The sequence below is a fragment of the Streptomyces sp. NPDC086766 genome, assembly GCF_044746005.1.
In the GTDB taxonomy this organism is placed as follows: domain Bacteria; phylum Actinomycetota; class Actinomycetes; order Streptomycetales; family Streptomycetaceae; genus Streptomyces.
The window spans coordinates 113,695-130,352 of record NZ_JBIVBI010000010.1 but is presented as its reverse complement, the minus strand read 5'-3'; the positions used below and the strand labels follow the sequence as shown (position 1 = coordinate 130,352).

Here is a 16,658-nt window from a genome sequence, read left to right as displayed (position 1 = left end):
CGTCAGGGAGTGGCGGGCGGCGTGTCCACGACCATCCAGTCGAGCGCCGGGGTGCTCTGCAGGTAGACCAGCACGCACATGAACAGCATGAACACCACGCTCCACACGATGACCCGGCGGAAGAGGATTCCCTCGCGGCCCTCGAAACCGACCGCGGCCGCGGCGATGGCGAGGTTCTGCGGGGAGATCATCTTGCCGAGCACGCCACCGGAGGAGTTGGCCGCGGCCATGAGGGTGGGCGACAGGCCCGCCTGGTGGGCGGCGGTGATCTGGAGGGCGCCGAACAGGGAGTTGGAGGAGGTGTCGGAGCCGGTGACGGCGACACCCAGCCAGCCGAGGATCGGTGAGAGGAAGGCGAAGGCCCCGCCGGCCCCGGCCACCCACAGACCCAGCGTGGTGGTCTCACCCGACTCGTTCATGATGTAGCCGAGCCCTATCACCAGCATGACGGTGAGCACGGCGAACTTCAGCTGGTCCAGGGTGCGTCCGTAGGCGCGCAGGGCGCGGCGCGGGCCCACCTGGAGCAGCACCATGCTGATCAGCCCGGCTATCAGCAGCAGAGTTCCGGCCGCCGAGAGGTAGTTGAGCTTGAAGGTGGTGGCGACCGGGTCGCCGTTCGCCTTGAAGATGTGCAGCCCCGGCCAGTTGACGATGCGCGTCACCGACTCCAGGCCGGTACCGGACTCGCCGACCTTGGCCGGCGGCTTCCCGGTGATCGCCGGTACCCGGGTGGCCAGCACGAACACCACGATGATGGCCAGGTAGGGCGTGTAGGCCTTGAAGACCTCCCGCGGCGAGTCGTGCGTGTCGCGGCCGGCGTCGGCACGGGCCCGGGTCAGCACCCGGGAGTCCACGAACTCGTCTCCGGCCGCCGCCGGTTCGCCCCCGGAGGCCGGCGGCCGGCGCGAGCCGCCGTCGGTACCGCCGGCGCCGCCGCCCTCCTCGCTCTCCTGGTACGTCTCCTCGGCGTGCCACACCCGGGTGAACGCCAGGACCGCCAGTGCGGAGGCGAGCGCGGCCACGATGTCGGCGAGCGGCACGGACCAGAAGTTCGCGGACAGGTACTGGAAGACCGCGAAGGACACTCCGCACACCATCGCCGGCGGCCAGGTCTGCCGCAGCCCCCTCCGGCCGTCCACGATGAACACCAGGGCCAGCGGCACGAACAGCGCCAGGAGGGGTGTCTGCCGGCCGACCATCGCGCCGAGGTCGTCCACGGGCAGGCCCGTGACGCCCGCCAGGGTGGTGATCGGCACGGCGATCGCGCCGAACGCCACCGGTGCGGTGTTGGCGACCAGGGCGACGGTGGCCGCCTTGAGCGGCTTGAAGCCCAGGGCGATCAGCATGACCGCACTGATCGCGACGGGCGTGCCGAATCCCGCCAGCGCCTCCAGCAGGGCGCCGAAGGAGAAGGCGATGATGATCGCCTGCACCCGCTGATCGTCGCTGATGGACGCGAACGACCGGCGCAGCACGTCGAAGTGACCGGTCTCGACGGTGAGGTTGTAGATCCAGATCGCGTTGATGACGATCCACATGATCGGGAAGAAGCCGAACGCGGCGCCCAGCAGCCCGCTGTTGAGCGCGTCGCCGAGCGGCATGGAGTACACGGTCACCGCGAGCACCACGGCGACGGCGAGGGAGATCAGTGAGGCGAGCCACGCCTTCATCCGCACCACGCCGAGCAGTACGAACAGGACCAGCAGCGGCAGGATCGCGACGATGGACGACAGTCCGAGGGAATCGCCCACCGGACTGTAGTTCTGCTGGTAGTTGGCAAGAATCATGTAGCACCCTTTTCTGGCGCCTGCACGGTGTGGGCGAGGGGCATCCTGCGGGGCTCCGAGGAGTGGGCGGGGGAGTGGATTCCACCACTCGGTAGACACCAACCGAATGGTGGAAGAGGGGCCGGAGCTGTGTCAAGGGTCACACGTGGCTCGAGTGGCAGGCGAAGTCCCGTCGCTCGGTGCCCACATGACGGAGCGGCGGCCGGCGGGCCGCCGCTCGGAAGAGGAGGGCTCAGCCGCCGACGCCGACGTCCACGCCGACGCCGCTTCCGCCGGCAGCCGGGACGCAGGTGCCGGGCCGGGCTCCGCCGTGGGCCTGGAGGAAGGCCAGGAGGTCGCAGACGGACCGGCCCAGGACCTGGTTGTGGCCCGCACCGGGGTAGGTGCGGTAGACCAGCGCGGGGGAGCCCGGACGACGCAGGTGGGCCACGACTTCGTCGGTCCAGGCGGGCGGGACGTCCTCGTCGGCGCCGCCCTGGGCGACCAGCGTGGGGACGGTGACGGCGGCGCGGTCCGGATCGCCGTAGGCGCCCATCCGCGTGCTCATCCGCCGCAACTGGTCCCCTTGCAGCGGCAGCATCTCCTCGGTGTTCACCCCCTTGAGCGCGGGGTCGCTGTCCGTCACGCAGTCGGCGATGACCCGGGAGGCCGTGGCGGCTGCCGAGGGCCCCAGGAGCGAACGCAGATCCACCGCACGGCCACCGGGTTCGGTGGCCGCGAGGCCGACGAGCGAGTAGAAGGCGAAGGACAGCTCGCTGGGCACGTGGGAGGCCTTCACTCCCGCGAGCATCGCCTCCAGGTGGCTCGCGGGGGCGAGGGCGGCCACCGCGCCGAGGCGCTGGGCGCCCGTCGTCCGGCGCCCGGCATGGGCGGCGAACAGGGCGGCCTGCCCTCCTTGAGAGTGCCCGACCGCGAACCACACCGGCGCCAGGACGGGCGCGAGCTGGTGGGCCGCGGTGACGATGTCGGCCACGGCGTTGCCCTCGTCCGCGCCGACCAGATAGGTGTGCGGGCCCGGGGTGCCCAGCCCGGGGTAGTCCGAGGCGGCGACCGCGTACCCGGCGCGAAGGAGCGCGCGCAGTTCCTGGGCGAAGACGTCCAGGCCCAGGTTCGGCGACTGGGAGGGGGCGCAGGCGTCGGCCACACCGGTGGTTCCGTGCGCCCAGGACACCACCGGCCAGCCCCGCCGGGGAGGGGGCCCCGCCGGAAGCAGTACGGTGCCGCTGACCGCGATGTTCGCGCCGCGTGCGTTGGTGGAGTGGTACAGCACCGTATAGCGCCGCGCGCCCTCCAGCCCTGCGTCGGGGCCGTGGTCCGTGGCCGCGATCAGCGTGCCCGGCTCCGCGGCGGGCAGCGGATCGGGTACCTGGTAGGTGTGGTTCACCCTCGTCACGGCCGGTGGCTTACGACCGTCCGCCGCATTGTGTGAGGTCCCGTCACGGCTCGCTGCGCCGGAGACGGCACAGCCCGCCACCGCGGCGAGCGCGCACGTGACCGCCGCGGCACGCAGCCGGGGCCGCCCTGACCGGCGCGGCCCTGTCTCCGCGCCCGTCCCCGGGACACGACGCAGGCTCGGAATCCCCACGGGCGGACGCTCCCTTCGAACAGGCCTCTCCTGTCCCACTCTGGCGTCGCGGTGAGCAGCGGGCACGTCGAAGTACGCCGTCCGGTCCGCCCGCCCGGTGCCCGGCCGTAAGCGGCGCAACGCCCCGCCGGGCCGTCGGTGACGGCCCGGCGGGGCGGACGGGACCGCGATGTCAGCTCATCGTGAAGGAGTCCAGACGGAACAGGTCGCCGCTGCCGCCCTTGAAGACGAAGTACAGCTTGTGCGTCCCGCCCGGGTCGGTCACCGGTGCGCTGACCGTCGTGTAGGCGCCGGAGGTGTCGCCGACCGTCACCGTGCCGGCCGGCGGGCCGTCGGGCGCGTCCATGTGGACCTCGATGGTGCCGCCGGCGCCGCTCGACGCGGCCCGGAAGTCGATCTTGCTCACACCCTGGAGGTCGTACGGGTCGAATTCGATCCAGTCACCGTTGTCGATCGAGGTGACCGCCGCGTTGCCCTGGGCATTCGCGTCGGAGCCCGTCTGCACGCCGGACTGCGTGCGGAAGAACTCGGCCTGCCTGGACTTGGGCTGCAGGACGATCTGCGTCGTGCCGGTGAGGTCGGGCACCCCGGCGGTCGGGGAGGTGTCGGTGTAGCTCGCGGAGAAGATGCCGTAGAAGTCGTCGGCGTCGGTGTGGCCCGCGGCGGTCATGGAGAACGTACCGCTGCACCCCGTCGCCTGGGCGAGGTTGTGGGAGTGCATGGCATGGCCGAGGGAGTAGCCGACCTGGACCTTGGAGCAGTCCACCGGGGTGCCGTCGGGGTCGGTCACGTCGACCTTCCACGCGACCTGGTCCCCGTCCTTGAACGTCAGCCCGTTCGGCGGCTGGGAGAACGAGAGCACCGGCGCGGTGTTGCCCACCGTGACCAGGACGGCGGCGACGCCCGTCCTGCCGCTCGGGTCGGTCACCGTGAGCTTGGCGTGGTACTGCCCGTCGGCGGTGTAGGTGAACGTCGGGTCGGCACTGGTGGAGTCGGTCTTGCCGTCGTTGTCGAAGTCCCACGCGTAGGCGAGCTTGTCGTTCTCCGGGTCGGTCGAGCCCGTACCGTCGAACTTGACCGCCAGCGGCGCCTTGCCCGACGAGGTGTCGGTCTTGATCACCGCGGTCGGCGCCTTGTCGCCCGGCGCGTACTCGATCTTGTAGAGCCCGGCGTCCAGGGAGCCGCCGAACCAGGCACTGCCGTAGTCCAGCACGTACAGCGAGCCGTCCGGCCCGAACTCGGTGTCGATGGGCTCTACCAGGTGGGCCCAGTCCCTGCCGGTGGTCAACGTGTTGATCGACTGGATCTTTCCGCTGCTGTCGGAGGAGATCGGCTTGATCCAGTGCTTGCCGAACTCGTAGGCGAAGAACTGCCCGTCATAGCCCTGAGGGAACTTGACCGCGGACTTCAGCCCCGCTTCGTAGTTGTACACGGGTCCGCCCATCGGCGCGCCCTGGCCTCCGAGTTCGGGGAACTTCGGATTGCCCGCGTAGTGGTTCCAGATCCAGGCCGGCTGGGCCGGTGGCAGGTTCTGCAGACCGGTGTTCAGGGGAGCGTCGTTCACCGGGTGGGCGCAGTCGAAGGGGCGGCCGGACTCCTTGGTGGCGAAGTCGTACTGGACGTACGGCGTGTTGTCGCCGATGCAATACGGCCACCCGAAGTAACCGGCCTTGGTGATCCGGTTGTACTCGACGGTGTTCTCCGGTCCACGCTGCGGGTTCGCGGTGCCGGCGTCCGGGCCGTAGTCGGCCAGGTAGACGACGCCGGTCTTCTTGTCGACGTTGAACCGGAAGGGATTGCGGAAGCCCATCGCGTAGATCTCGGGGCGGGTCTTCGCGGTGCCCTTGGGGAACAGGTTGCCGTCCGGAACCGTGTAGGTGCCGTCGTCGTGCACCTTGATCCGCAGCAGCTTGCCCCGCAGGTCGTTGGTGTTGGACGTCGAACGCTCAGCGTCGTATACGGGGTTGCGGTCGGGCCGCCGGTCGATCGGGTCGTAGCCGTCGGAGGCGAACGGGTTGGAGTCGTCGCCGGTGCTCAGAAGCAGGTTGCCGCTGCCGTCGAAGTGCATGTCGCCCGCCACGTGGCAGCACTGCCCGCGGTCGGTGCCGACCTGCAGGATCTTCTTCTCGCTCGACAGGTCGAGCTTGCCGTCGGTGAAGGTGAACCGGGACAGCTGGTTGTGGCCCTTGTAGGGGGCGAAGTCGGCGGCCGTTCCGTTGTCCGGGGCGTTGGACATGGGGGTGTCGAGCCGCGGCGCGTAGTACACGTAGACCCAGTGGTTCTTGGCGAAGTGGGGGTCGATCGCGATGGTCTGCAGCCCGTCCTCGTCATGGGTGTAGACCGACAGCTTGGCCGCCACGTCGGTGAGTCCGTCGAGGGTCGTGTAGTAGACGGTGCCGTCACGGGAGGTGTGCAGAGCGCTGCCGTCCGGGAGCACCGAAAGCCCCATGGGCTCGCCGGTCTGGTCCGCTCCCTTGGCGAGGGTGACCTGCTGGAAGTCGGACGCCGCGGCAGCGGGGGCGGCCGCGGCCGTTCTGCCTGATGCCTGGGCCCGCGCCTGCGCGGACGTCGATCCGGCCACCGCGACCCCCACGCCGAGCGCTGCGCTCAACGTGGCGGCGAGTAGCCGGCTTACTGGTGTACGCACGTGACTGCCTACCTCTCTTGGGGCACTGCGATGACGGCGTGCGAGCGGTCGCGCCGCGCGGGACGGCGGGCCGGGTCCGGACGCCCGGGCCGGCGTGCTTCGGTTCGCCGGTGAACAGGGGCCCTGGTGTGCACGCCGTCGGCGACTGGTCTCGAGGGTGGTGTGACCGCGGACGGAGGCGGATGGGGGTCGCGCGGTCCGGGGTGGGACGTGGAGAGAGGGCCCGAAGGGGTGCGCGGCCCCCTGAAGAAGCGTCATGAGCGTGTGGTCCGTGAACATGGACTGTCAAGCAGGTACTGCCCGGTAGCCGCGTTTCCTGACCTGAAGTGGCCACATCTTTTGCTCGTCTGGTGAAAAGTCGCAACGGTTCGTGGTGAACTATCGGCGGTCTCAGGCGTTCATCGTCCTCTGAGGGTTCGTCGAGGCCGTCCTGTCGCCGTCGCGCGGTCCGCGGGGAGATCGCGCCTCGGCAGCGGCCGCCCTCGATCACCGAGCGCGACTTCGGTCGCCGCGCCACCAGTTCCGCCGACCGTCCGTCCACCAGGCGTTCCAGGCCGACGAACGCCCGCCAAGACCACCCCCGTCCGGACCACGGGCGAGGACGTCTCCCCCTGACGGCCCCCGCCGCGGCCTCATCGCGGCTCGGTGCTCCCCAACGAAGGAGTGATGATGGGTCAGTTCGCCCATGATTTCGACCGCAGAGGCTTCCTGCGCGCGGCAGCCGCAGGCACCGTGGCCATCGGAGCGGCGACCTTCGCCAGTGCGCTCCCCGCCGCCGCCCAGACACCCGGCCCCGATGCCGAGCAGCACGGCGCCAGCCTGAGCATCCCCAAGGACGCCATCGGCATCCAGCTCTACAGCGTCCGCGACAAGGTCTACCAACTCGGCTTCCGCGTCGTCTTCGAGGAACTGTCGCGGATGGGCTTCAAGGAGGTCGAGTTCGCCGGCTACACCCAGGACCCGTCCATCCTCGGCCGGCAGATCACCCTCCAGGAGATCCGCACCCTGCTCGACGACAACGGGCTGCGAGCCATCGGCAGCCACATCGGCATCGGCAGCTTGCGCAGCAACCTGCAGAAGGAGCTCGACAACGCCCAGATCCTCGGCATGCCGAACATCGGGACCCCGAACGCCCCTTCGGACACCGCCACGGTCGCCGGTTACCAGGCGGCCGCGGAGGACTTCAACCGCTGGGGCGCGGCGGCGTCGGCACGTGGACTGAAGCTCTACCAGCACAACCACTGGGCGGAGTTCGCCTTCGCCACCGACCAGCCCGCGGTGCGTCTCTACGACGTCTTCCTGGAGAACACCGACGCCGCCCACGTCTTCCTCGAGATGGACGTGTACTGGGCGTTCGTCGGACAGTTCCGCTACCCCGGCTTCGACCCCGCCGCGTACGTGCGCGAGCACCCCTACCGGTACACGCTGTTCCACATGAAGGACGGCAAGTCCGACCCCAACGTCGGTGACGGCTACGACATGACCGAATTCGGCGCCGGCGACATGCCCTACCAGCGCTTTATCCACGCCATCGGTCCCTTCGGCAACCACCACGGCATCTGGGAGCAGGACACCGCTCCGGGCACCCAGCCCAACCCGCCCGGCTCGTTCGGTGCCGCGCAGCGCAGTTACACCGCGCTCGCGGACCTGCTCTCCTGACCTGCCGTCACGCCCCGTTCCGTCGTTTCCCCGCCTCGTGCCGGGGCCAGCGGCGGAACGGGGCGGACGCTTCTCATGCCCTCGTCGGCCCGGACCACATTGCCCGGCGAGCGGTGCCTTCCACCAGGAGGTGAGCGAAGTGAGCGTCCGGTACGGTCTGCTCGCCCTGCTGCGGGACCACGGGCCGCAGTCCCGCGCCCAGTTGGCTGGCTGGCTCCAGGTGCCACGGCCGCGTGTGCTGGCCGAACTCGACCGTCTGACGGCGGCGGGGACGATCGTGGAGGCGGGCCCGACGCCCTCCCGCGGCGGACGCCGCTCCACACTCGTGAAACTGGACCCCGGTCTGCGCTTCGCCGCGATCGACCTCGACGCCCGCTCGGTCGGCGTCGAAGTCACCGACGGCTGCCTACGGGCAGTGGCGTCGCACAGCGAGCACTGCGACATCCGCACCGGTCCGGAGACCGTCCTGGGGCGGGTCACGCAGATCCTGGACAAGATCCGCGCCGAGGGCCACTTCACGCGGCTGGAGGCCATCGGGATCGGCCTGCCCGGACCGGTGAGTTTCCGCGAGGGCGTCCCCGTCTCCCCGCCGATCATGCCGGGATGGGACCGCCATCCGGTCCGCGACGTGCTCTCCGGCGAGCACGGCTGCCCCGTCGCGGTCGACAACGACGTCAACGTGATGACCCTGGGCGAGCGGCACAGCGGTGTCGCCCGGACCGTCGACAACCTGATCTTCGTCAAGATCGGCAGCGGCATCGGGTGCGGAGTGCAGATCGACGGCCGCGTCTACCGCGGCGCCACGGGCTGCGCCGGGGACATCGGTCACATACAGGTCGACGGGGACGGCCCGGTCTGCGTGTGCGGGAACGTGGGGTGCCTGGAGGCGCACTTCAGCCGGGAGTCGCTGACGCGCCACGCCGAGTCCGCCGCGGACGGGGACCGGTCCCCGGTGCTGGCGGAGCGTCTGGCGGCCAAGGGCTCCCTCACGGCCCGCGATGTCGCCGACGGCGCGGCCGCCGGCGACGCGGTCTGCATCGGCATCGTCCGGGGTGGCGGGCGGCGGGTCGGCCAAGTGCTCGCCGGACTGGTGAGCTTCATGAACCCGTCCATGATCGTCATCGGCGGCGACCTCGCCGACCTCGGACACATCCTGCTCGCGGAGCTCCGCAGTGTCGTCTACCAGCGGTCACTGCCGCTGGCCACCGGCGCCCTTCCGATCGTGCTGTCCGAGCTGGGCGCCCGTGCCGGGGTCGTCGGCGCCGCCGTGCTGGCGAGTGAGCTGGCCTACGGCGGACCCTCGGGCCGAGCCCCCGGCCGCCCGCGTCCTCGGCATGCCTCCGGGGAGTGACCGTCCAGCCATGCCCTTCCACCCCCATACGCTCCCTGCCGCGTCACTCTCAGAGCGCGACAGGGAGCGCCTCGCGGGGCGTGAGGGGGATCTCGGGGGCGGCTTCAGATCAGTCCGCGTCGGGCCGCCCACGCGACGGCCTCGATGACGCTGCTGACGCCTATCTTGTCGCACACACCTCGGCAACGCCGCCGCACCGTGCGAGGGCAGCAGTGGAGCCGTCGGGCGACGGACTCGACCGGCAGCCCGGTTGCCAGGAGCGACAGCAGATGCACCTCGTCGCCGCGCAGGGCAACGTTGTCAGGCAGGGGCTGCCGGTCCGTCTCGTAGCTGAGCGTGGACACTTTCGTCCTCCTTCGACGAGTGCGGCCGGCAGGGAACGCGGGGGAGGCCGCCGCCCGGGGGCGGAAGGCCTGAACCCGTGATCGACCGCGGGGTGTCAACCTGTCACGTATCAACGGGGTAACTGCTGTAGCTTGGGTAACTGTTCGCGTGCGCAGGGTCAAGGGCGACTCTGCTGCCTGGTCCGGGTTTGGTGTGCTCTACACGAAAACTTCTGCCGGATCGAACGGTTCGGTCCGGTGGCCGCACGCTCTGCGCGGTCCTGCCACCGGCGCGTGGACGCACACCGACTCGCAGCGGTGCCGGGCTCGGGAACGTCGTCCCGAGCCCGGCACAGGCGCTCCTGTGCTTACAGGTCCCGCACCCGGATGTTGCGGAACTCGATCAGGTCGTTGTCACTGTGGTTCTGCAGCCCCACGTAGCCACTGAGGAACTGACGCAGGTCCGTGGGCGGATCGCCCGCACGCGACGACGACTTGCCGGGCGTGTTGTCGAACTCGTTGATCACCACGCCGTTGCGGATGATCGTGTAGTGCTGCCCGACGACCCGGATCTCGTAGTCGTTCCACTGGCCCTTCGGAGTGACCTTCGCCTGGTCCAGGCCGAGCGGATCGAAGTTGTAGACCGAGCCGGTCTTCTGCGGTTCGCCGGTGTCACCGTCGTAGATCTGGATCTCGTTGCCGCAGTAGATCGCCACCCACTCCGGAGCCGTGCGAGCCGATCCCTGAGTGCCGCAGCTGCCGGCCGGCCGCTGGTCCAGGGGCGTCCGCGGGTCGGGGAACCTCACGAAGACACCGCTGTTGGCCCGGTGGCCGTCCGGAGCGACGTCCCGGAACTGCAGCCGGATCGAGTAGTCCTTGAACTCCTGCTTGCTGTACCAGAGCATGCCCATGCCGCCGGAGCTGCGCATGGTGCCGTCCGGCAGGAGCGAGAACCCCCCTGCGCCCGCCTGGCTCCAACCGGCGAGACTCGCCGCCGATCCGTCGAAGAGGGGCTTGTATCCGGGTGTCTTGCCGATCGGCGACCGGGCGGCGGCCTTGCCGAGGGTCGCCGCCTCGTGGTTGTCGAGGACACCGTCCTTGCGCCACTGGTCCACCAGGTCGTTGACGTGGCTGACGAAGGCGCCGTGGTTCGCCCAGGTTCCCTCGTCGTCGATCAGGTCGTTGACCGTGCACCCGCCGCCGACCCGGTGGTTGGCCACGCCGGTGTCGCCGTCGAGCAGCCAGACCGTGGAACGGGCGTCGGGCGCCGTGCAGCCCGCCGTCACGTCGATCTTCCCGGTGGACTGCTCGCCGTCGGCGTAGGTCACCTTGAGGGTGGCGTGGTAGGTGCCGTAGGAGGCGTACGTGTGCGTCGGGTCGGGCTCGTGCGACGGCCGGCTGCCGTCACCGAAGTCCCACTCCCAGGCGATGCCGCCCGCCTTGGCGGCCGAGAACTGGATCGTCCGCGGCTTGCTCTGCGCGATCGGACGGCCCGAGGCGTCGCTCGGGTTCGGCGTGGCCGGGCCCCCGTGGTACGCGACGCGGACCAGCTTCTGGTTCGGGTCCAGGCTGAAGAAGCCGCCGGCGTAGTCGAGCATGTAGAGCGCGCCGTCCGGGCCGAACTTGGCGTCCATCCAGCTCTGGACCTTGTTGTCCCCGCTGCCGCCGGGGAGGATCTTGCGCAGGTCCTCGCCGAAGACCGGCGGGCCCTGGTCCTGAACCTTGTCCTGGTCGACGGTGACCGCGACGCGGTTGTTGGCGTTGGACTCGTCGCCGATGAACCACTTGCCGTCCCAGTAGGAGGGCCAGGCGACACCGCTGCCCGTGTCCACCTCCGAGCGGTGGTAGGTCGGGCCGTCCATGATGGCCTGGCCGCCGCCCTTGAGGTAGGGCTCGGTGTACTTCTCGTCGCTCTGCACGTACGTGGGCAGCCCGCTGCCGTCGCTGCGCTTGGGGTAGACCACGCCGCCGCCCTGCGGCGAGTACCAGATCATGTTGTCGCGGGCCGGCGGGATGTCCACCAGACCGGTGTTGCGGGGCGAGGTGTTCTTCAGGTGGTCGCAGTCGTACCAGCCGGTCAGCACGCCGGCGTCGGTGTTGCTGCGGTCGCGGTACGGCTGCTTGTTCCCCATGCAGTAGGGCCAGCCCTGGTTGCCCGCGGAGGTGATGATGGTCGCGGTCTCGTACTTGGCCGGGCCGAGTTCCGGGTCGGGTTTCGGCGCGTCGGGGCCGACCCAGGCCGCGGTCAGCCAGTTGTTGGTCTTGTCCCAGGCGATCCGCGCGATGTTGCGGACGCCCATGACGTAGATCTCCGGGCGGGTCTTGCCGCCGCCTTCCTCCTGACCGGTGAACAGGTTGCCCTTGGGGATCGTGTAGGTGCCGTCGGCCTCGGGGTGGATCCGCAGGATCTTGCCGTTGAGGTCGTTGGTGTTGCCGGCCGTGCGGCGCGCGTCCTGGAAGGAGAGGCCCTTGTAGTCCTGGGTCCAGTTGTTCCCGGAGTAGCCGGCCCCCGCTCCCTGCGAGGAGTTGTCGTCACCGACGCCGACGTAGAGGTTGCCGTCGTTGTCGAAGGTCATCCCCCCGCCGGTGTGGCAGCAGCTGTGGATCTGCGCGGTCCAGTGCAGCAGGTCCTTGCGGGTGCTCTTGTCGATCGACTGGTCCTTGAAGTCGTAGGTCAGCCGCGAGACGGTGCGCTGGCCCGTCTGCTTGTCCCGGTCGACAGACTCGTGCGGCATCCAGTAGACGTAGATCCAGCCGTTCTGCTCGAACTTGGGGTCGAGCGTGATGCCGACCAGGCCCTCCTCGTTCTTGACCAGTTCGCTGCCGCTGCCCCGGTTGCCCATCACGTCGAGCGTGGTGAGCAGCTTGACCTGCTTGGTCTTGGGGTCCCACTGGTGGATGGTGCCGCAGCCCAGGCCCACCTCGGGGTCGTTCCAGTCGGGGATCGGACCGCTCGGGCAGGCCGCCTTGCCGATGTAGAAGACCTTGCCGTCGGGGGCGATCGTCAGACCGTGCGGCTCGCCGATCTGGTCGAGTTGGCCCGGCTGGTTCTTGCCCGTGAGCCGCTCGACCGAGTAGTTCGACGCGATGGTCGCCTGGCAGTCGCCGCGGACCATGCCGGTCGTCCACTCGATGGCGCCGAGCAGATGGCTCTGGAACTTGGTGTCCGAGGTGTAGCTGTCCTCGGTGCGGCCCATGCCGGTGTAGAACGACCGGCCGCCGTCGTAGTCCCGGCACCAGGAGACCGGGTGGAACGGGCCGTTGCCCGCGGGCCCCGCGTCGTAGGAGTTCTCCTCGACCTGGGCGACCGTCTGGACCTTGCCGTCCGGGTTCGGGTCCCAGTTCATCCACTGGTCGGACCGGGTCCACTTCAGCGGCAGGCCCTTGTTCGCCGGGTGCCGGCGGTCGGTGAGGTCCACGACCGCCGGCTGCACCTTGGTCTCCGGCGCAGGCGCGGGGTCGGCCCCGAACAGCCGCAGCTCGGCCAACTGGATCAGCGGCTCACCGGAGTTGGCGGTGATGTTCAGCCGGTAGTACTGGTAGGCCGTGGTGTTGGCGAACTTGTACTGCTTGGTCTCGAAGCGGTCCGGGAAGTTCTGGCCGGTCTGGGTGTCCAGCGTCTTCCAGGTGCTCCCGTCCTGCGAGCCCTGGAGGTTCCAGTCCTTGGGGTCCCGGCCCGGATAGTCGTTGGCCGACGTCAGCGCGTACTGGGCCACCGCGACCGCGTGGTCCGTCTTCGCCGCGACCCAGCCGGTCTGCTGGTGGGCCAGCCACTTGGTGGTGTTGCTGCCGTCGAACAGCTTGTCCTTCGTCTCGTTGGGCGGGTTGTCGTCGCTCGCGGTGACCTCCGTGACCTTCTCGGAGGCGGAGAGGCTGGAGGCCGGACGCGTCCCGATCAGGCCGGTGAACCAAGTGGAGTCGGCGTCCGCGCGCGCGGCGTCGTGGACTCCGACGAAGCCTCCGCCTCCCTTGACGTAGGCCTGGAACGCGGACTCCTCGTCCGAGGTGAGGGACACGCCCTTGGCCGACAGGAAGACCACGCCGCGGTAGCGGGCGAGGCGGTCGGCGGTGAAGACGCCCGGATCATCCGACTCGTCCACCGAGAAGCCGTTCTTCTGCCCCAGTTCCTTGATCGCCGAGGCGGCGGTCGCAACGGGGTCGTCCTGCTGGGCGGCCGGTCCGTGGAAGACCAGGACACGCACCGGCCCTTCGGTGTCGGTGCCCTGGTCCTGGCCTTGTCCGGCCTGCGGCCGCGCTTGTGCCTGCACGGCCGGCAGCGCGGACAGTCCCAGTGCCAGCGCCGAGCTGGACAGCAGGACGACCGCGCGGCGCCAGGGCGAGGCGTGGCGGGGGATCCGCGCAGGACGCGACGGCGGTGCTCCGCTCCGTCGTGACAGCGCGAACCGGTCTCTTCGGCCCATGGTTGCTCCTTGACTCGATCCGACAACGGAAGAGTGGCCAGGGGGGTGGAGCGAGGACTGCCGCACGGGCCTCGCCCGGACCGTGCCGGGCGAGGGGGATGCTGCACGGCCGTGGGGGTGTCCGGAGACGGCCGGGGCGCCGGAGTCGGTGGGAGCGCAGGCGCCCCGGCGCCTCGCGGCGCGGGGCCGACCGGCGGCAGGGTGGTACACGCCCGTCGGACCGTCCGGTCAGGTGTGACGGGCGTGGCTCAGGGGGGAAGGGGTGGGGGACGGGACGGGCGGCGGTACCGGCCGCCCCGGCTACATGGGGTGCGGGTCCCCGGGGACCGTGCCGTCGGCCTCGGTCACCAGGAAGACCCCGGACATCCCCATGTCGGAGTGGCTCTGCACGTGGCAGTGGTACATCCAGGCGCCGGGTCCGACCCGTTCGCCGGCGATCACCTGGAACCCGAAGGAGTCCGCGGGGCCGGTGGTCCTGGTGTCGATGACCTGGCTGACGTCCTGCGGACCCTGCCAGATCCCGGTGCGGTTGTCCGTCCAGCGGTGGCCGTGCACGTGGAAGGTGTGGAAGAAGTCGCCATGGGTGATCACGACGAACTCCACCCGCTCGCCGCGGACGGCCTTGAAGGTGGGGGTGTCGGGGGCGACCCTGTTGTTGATCGTCATGTTGTTGAACACGACCGTGAACTGCTTGTCGGGCAGCACATCGCCCTTGCGCCGCACCACCACGGGGCCGTACAGGCCCTTCCGGATGCCCCCGGTGCCGTGTTCGGTGCCCACGTTGTGGTCGTGGTAGTGCCAGTAGCCGGCGCTTCCAGCCTCCCACGTCCCGTCGTGGCGTCGGGTCGGGGCGTGCGTGCGCCAGATGTAGGTACGCCGCTCGCCCGGCTGTACGACGCTGTCGTTCATCCTGGTGCCGTCGCTCGTGGTGTCGTAGTCCAGGCCGTGCACATGGAGGCTGGCGGCGACATCGAGGTTGTTGACCACCTCGATGTTCATGGTGTCGCCCTCGGTCAGCTCGATGAGCGGGCCCGGAATCGTCGCCTGGCCGGGGTGCAGGCCGTAGCCCATCTCCCCGTTCGGCAGTTTCTCCATGTACAGCGTCAGGTTGCGGACCTCGCCGTCGCCTCCCACGGCGGGCTGGTCCTTGGGCGGCGCGGCGGCGGCGCTGCCGAGCACCGCGGGGACGACGGCGGCCGCCACGGCTCCGGTGGCGAAGGACCGCCGGGAGAAGAGGCGTCGCGAGCCTACGCCTGAGTCGGTCATCGCTCTCCAATCCTCGACAGGCGTGGGCGCCTGACGGCGTTTCGTGGGCGTGAGGTGCGATGCCCCGGTCAGCACGGCAAACCGACGGGCGGTCTGCGTGGTGCGCCGGGCGTCCGGCCCCGCGGGGCCGGCAGAGAGGTCGTCGTCGGGTGGGTGTCCGGTCCGGGAACCGTCCGTCCGCCGGATGCGCCGGTACGGCCGAGACCGGCTCGGCTGAGGGAGGCGGAGTGCGCCTCGGAACGGCCTCACCGTAACGGCGACTCACCAGTTTTTCCAGACTCAGGTCAAAGTTGGTTGGGTTGCGGTCATAGCCCTTGGCGATTCGTCAAAAGACGGCTAACTTCGCATCGTTGTCGCTTCCCAGGGGGAGGTGGGTGAGTCCCGGGTGCGGGCCTTTCGCGTCACTGCTCCGGTCCGAGGGCGAGCGGACACCGTTCGTCCGTCTGTGACAGCTGCCGGTCGCCGTCGTCACGCCCCGACCATCACCCGCATTCCCCCTCAGCCCACTTGCGCTCAGGCCGCCCAGGTGACGGACTGTGCGCCACCGCCGCCCCGGACCGAGCTCCGCGCGGCACCCCGGCCGGACGGGCCCCTACGCGGTCGTCCCGGCGGCTGGTCGTCCACCCGGCGGGACCGCCGATCCGCGCGCGGTACCGCAACCAGCGATTCGCGAAAGGTGCAGCGGTGTTCAGAAGACTGCTCCATGCCCAGACGGATCCACCCCCCTCGAGATTCGCGCCACGGGGCCGGTTCAGCCCGCGCTCGGTGTTGGTGACCTTGGCGGCCGTGCTGCTCACGGCGTTCTCGTTGGCCGCGCCGGCCGCGTACGCGGAGAGGAGCCGCGATGCCGCCGCGGCGGACACCCAGGTCCTCACCTGGACAGCCGGCGACGGATACATGAGCTACACGTCCGCCCCCACCACCGCGGTGGCCGGCCCGGCGACGATCGTGTTCGAGAACAGCGCGGCGACCGGCAACACGACGGGCATGCCGCACACACTGACGTTCGATACGTCCAACCCCGACTACAACACCGACGTCGACCTCAACATCCAGGCGAGCCCGTCGGACTCCAGCGGAGGCCGGCACACGGCCCAGGTCACCCTGAGCCCCGGCGTCTACCACTACTACTGCGCCATGCCCGGCCACATGATGTCGGGTGAGCTGACCGTCACTGCGGCCCCCGGGAATGACACGACTGCGCCGGACACGTCGGCCTCCGTCTCGGGTACGAAGGACGCGTCCGGGAGTTATGTGGGCAGTGCGACGGTGACGGTGTCGGCGTCGGACTCCGGTTCGGGTGTGGACAAGGTGGAGTACGCGCTCGATGGTGGGGCTTTTGCGGCTTATTCGGCGCCGGTGCAGGTGAGCGGTGTGGGTGATCACACGGTGTCGTACCGGGCGACGGACAAGGCGGGCAATACGTCGGCGGTGAAGTCGGTGTCGTTCGCGGTGGTGGCGGCTCCGCCGCAGGACACGACTGCGCCGGACACGTCGGCCTCCGTCTCGGGTACGAAGGACGAGTCCGGGAGTTATGTGGGCAGTGCGACGGTGACGGTGTCGGCGTCGGACTCCGGTTCGGGTGTGGACAAGGTGGAGTACGCGCTCGATGGTGGGGC

7 protein-coding genes and 4 pseudogenes are annotated in these 16,658 nt (G+C 70.0%); 3 read left to right on the top strand and 8 right to left on the bottom strand.

Annotation, left to right across the window (positions count from 1 at the left end):
- Positions 1-2 precede the first annotated feature (2 nt).
- From ACIPM1_RS19915 to ACIPM1_RS19905, 3 genes are all read right to left on the bottom strand, one after another.
- Positions 3-1,787, bottom strand: coding sequence for an L-lactate permease (locus ACIPM1_RS19915; protein WP_402436369.1), 1,785 nt, complete (start codon positions 1,785-1,787; stop codon positions 3-5).
- A gap of 232 nt (positions 1,788-2,019) precedes the next feature.
- Positions 2,020-3,180 (bottom strand): alpha/beta hydrolase family protein, encoded by a 1,161-nt coding sequence (locus ACIPM1_RS19910; RefSeq protein WP_402436366.1) that lies wholly within the window; start codon positions 3,178-3,180, stop codon positions 2,020-2,022.
- Between the two features lie 364 nt (positions 3,181-3,544).
- Positions 3,545-6,019, bottom strand: a complete 2,475-nt coding sequence (locus ACIPM1_RS19905; RefSeq protein WP_402436363.1) for a PQQ-dependent sugar dehydrogenase — start codon at positions 6,017-6,019, stop codon at positions 3,545-3,547.
- Between the two features lie 666 nt (positions 6,020-6,685).
- Between ACIPM1_RS19905 and ACIPM1_RS19900 the strand changes: the two genes are divergently transcribed.
- Together ACIPM1_RS19900 and ACIPM1_RS19895 are read left to right on the top strand one after the other, a co-directional pair.
- Positions 6,686-7,678 (top strand): sugar phosphate isomerase/epimerase family protein, encoded by a 993-nt coding sequence (locus tag ACIPM1_RS19900; RefSeq protein WP_402436360.1) that lies wholly within the window; start codon positions 6,686-6,688, stop codon positions 7,676-7,678.
- Between the two features lie 139 nt (positions 7,679-7,817).
- Complete coding sequence (locus ACIPM1_RS19895) at positions 7,818-9,029, top strand: ROK family protein (protein WP_402436357.1); 1,212 nt, start codon at positions 7,818-7,820, stop codon at positions 9,027-9,029.
- Between the two features lie 104 nt (positions 9,030-9,133).
- On the opposite strand, the gene ACIPM1_RS19890 is transcribed toward ACIPM1_RS19895, so the two are convergent.
- The 5 genes and pseudogenes from ACIPM1_RS19890 to ACIPM1_RS19870 form a co-directional block, all read right to left on the bottom strand.
- Positions 9,134-9,373 (bottom strand): LuxR C-terminal-related transcriptional regulator, encoded by a 240-nt coding sequence (locus ACIPM1_RS19890; protein ID WP_402436355.1) that lies wholly within the window; start codon positions 9,371-9,373, stop codon positions 9,134-9,136.
- Between the two features lie 347 nt (positions 9,374-9,720).
- A pseudogene (locus ACIPM1_RS19885) lies at positions 9,721-10,812 on the bottom strand (family 16 glycoside hydrolase); the annotation flags it as partial.
- Between the two features lie 51 nt (positions 10,813-10,863).
- A pseudogene (locus tag ACIPM1_RS19880) lies at positions 10,864-12,825 on the bottom strand (ThuA domain-containing protein); the annotation flags it as partial.
- An 18-nt stretch (positions 12,826-12,843) separates the two neighbouring features.
- Positions 12,844-13,773 (bottom strand): annotated as a pseudogene (locus tag ACIPM1_RS19875) (ThuA domain-containing protein); the annotation flags it as partial.
- 300 nt (positions 13,774-14,073) lie between these two features.
- The gene (locus tag ACIPM1_RS19870) at positions 14,074-15,039 is read right to left on the bottom strand and encodes a multicopper oxidase domain-containing protein (RefSeq protein WP_402436352.1); all 966 of its coding nucleotides are present in this window, start codon (positions 15,037-15,039) and stop codon (positions 14,074-14,076) included.
- A 765-nt stretch (positions 15,040-15,804) separates the two neighbouring features.
- Between ACIPM1_RS19870 and ACIPM1_RS19865 the strand changes: the two are divergent.
- Positions 15,805-16,658, top strand: a pseudogene (locus ACIPM1_RS19865) (OmpL47-type beta-barrel domain-containing protein); the annotation flags it as partial.

Excerpts from the sequence above, each read along its gene's own strand:
- ACIPM1_RS19870 (WP_402436352.1), bottom strand. The coding sequence starts at position 15,039 with ATGACCGACTCAGGCGTAGGCTCGCGACGCCTCTTCTCCCGGCGGTCC.
- ACIPM1_RS19900 (WP_402436360.1), top strand. The coding sequence starts at position 6,686 with ATGATGGGTCAGTTCGCCCATGATTTCGACCGCAGAGGCTTCCTGCGC.
- ACIPM1_RS19915 (WP_402436369.1), bottom strand. The coding sequence starts at position 1,787 with ATGATTCTTGCCAACTACCAGCAGAACTACAGTCCGGTGGGCGATTCC.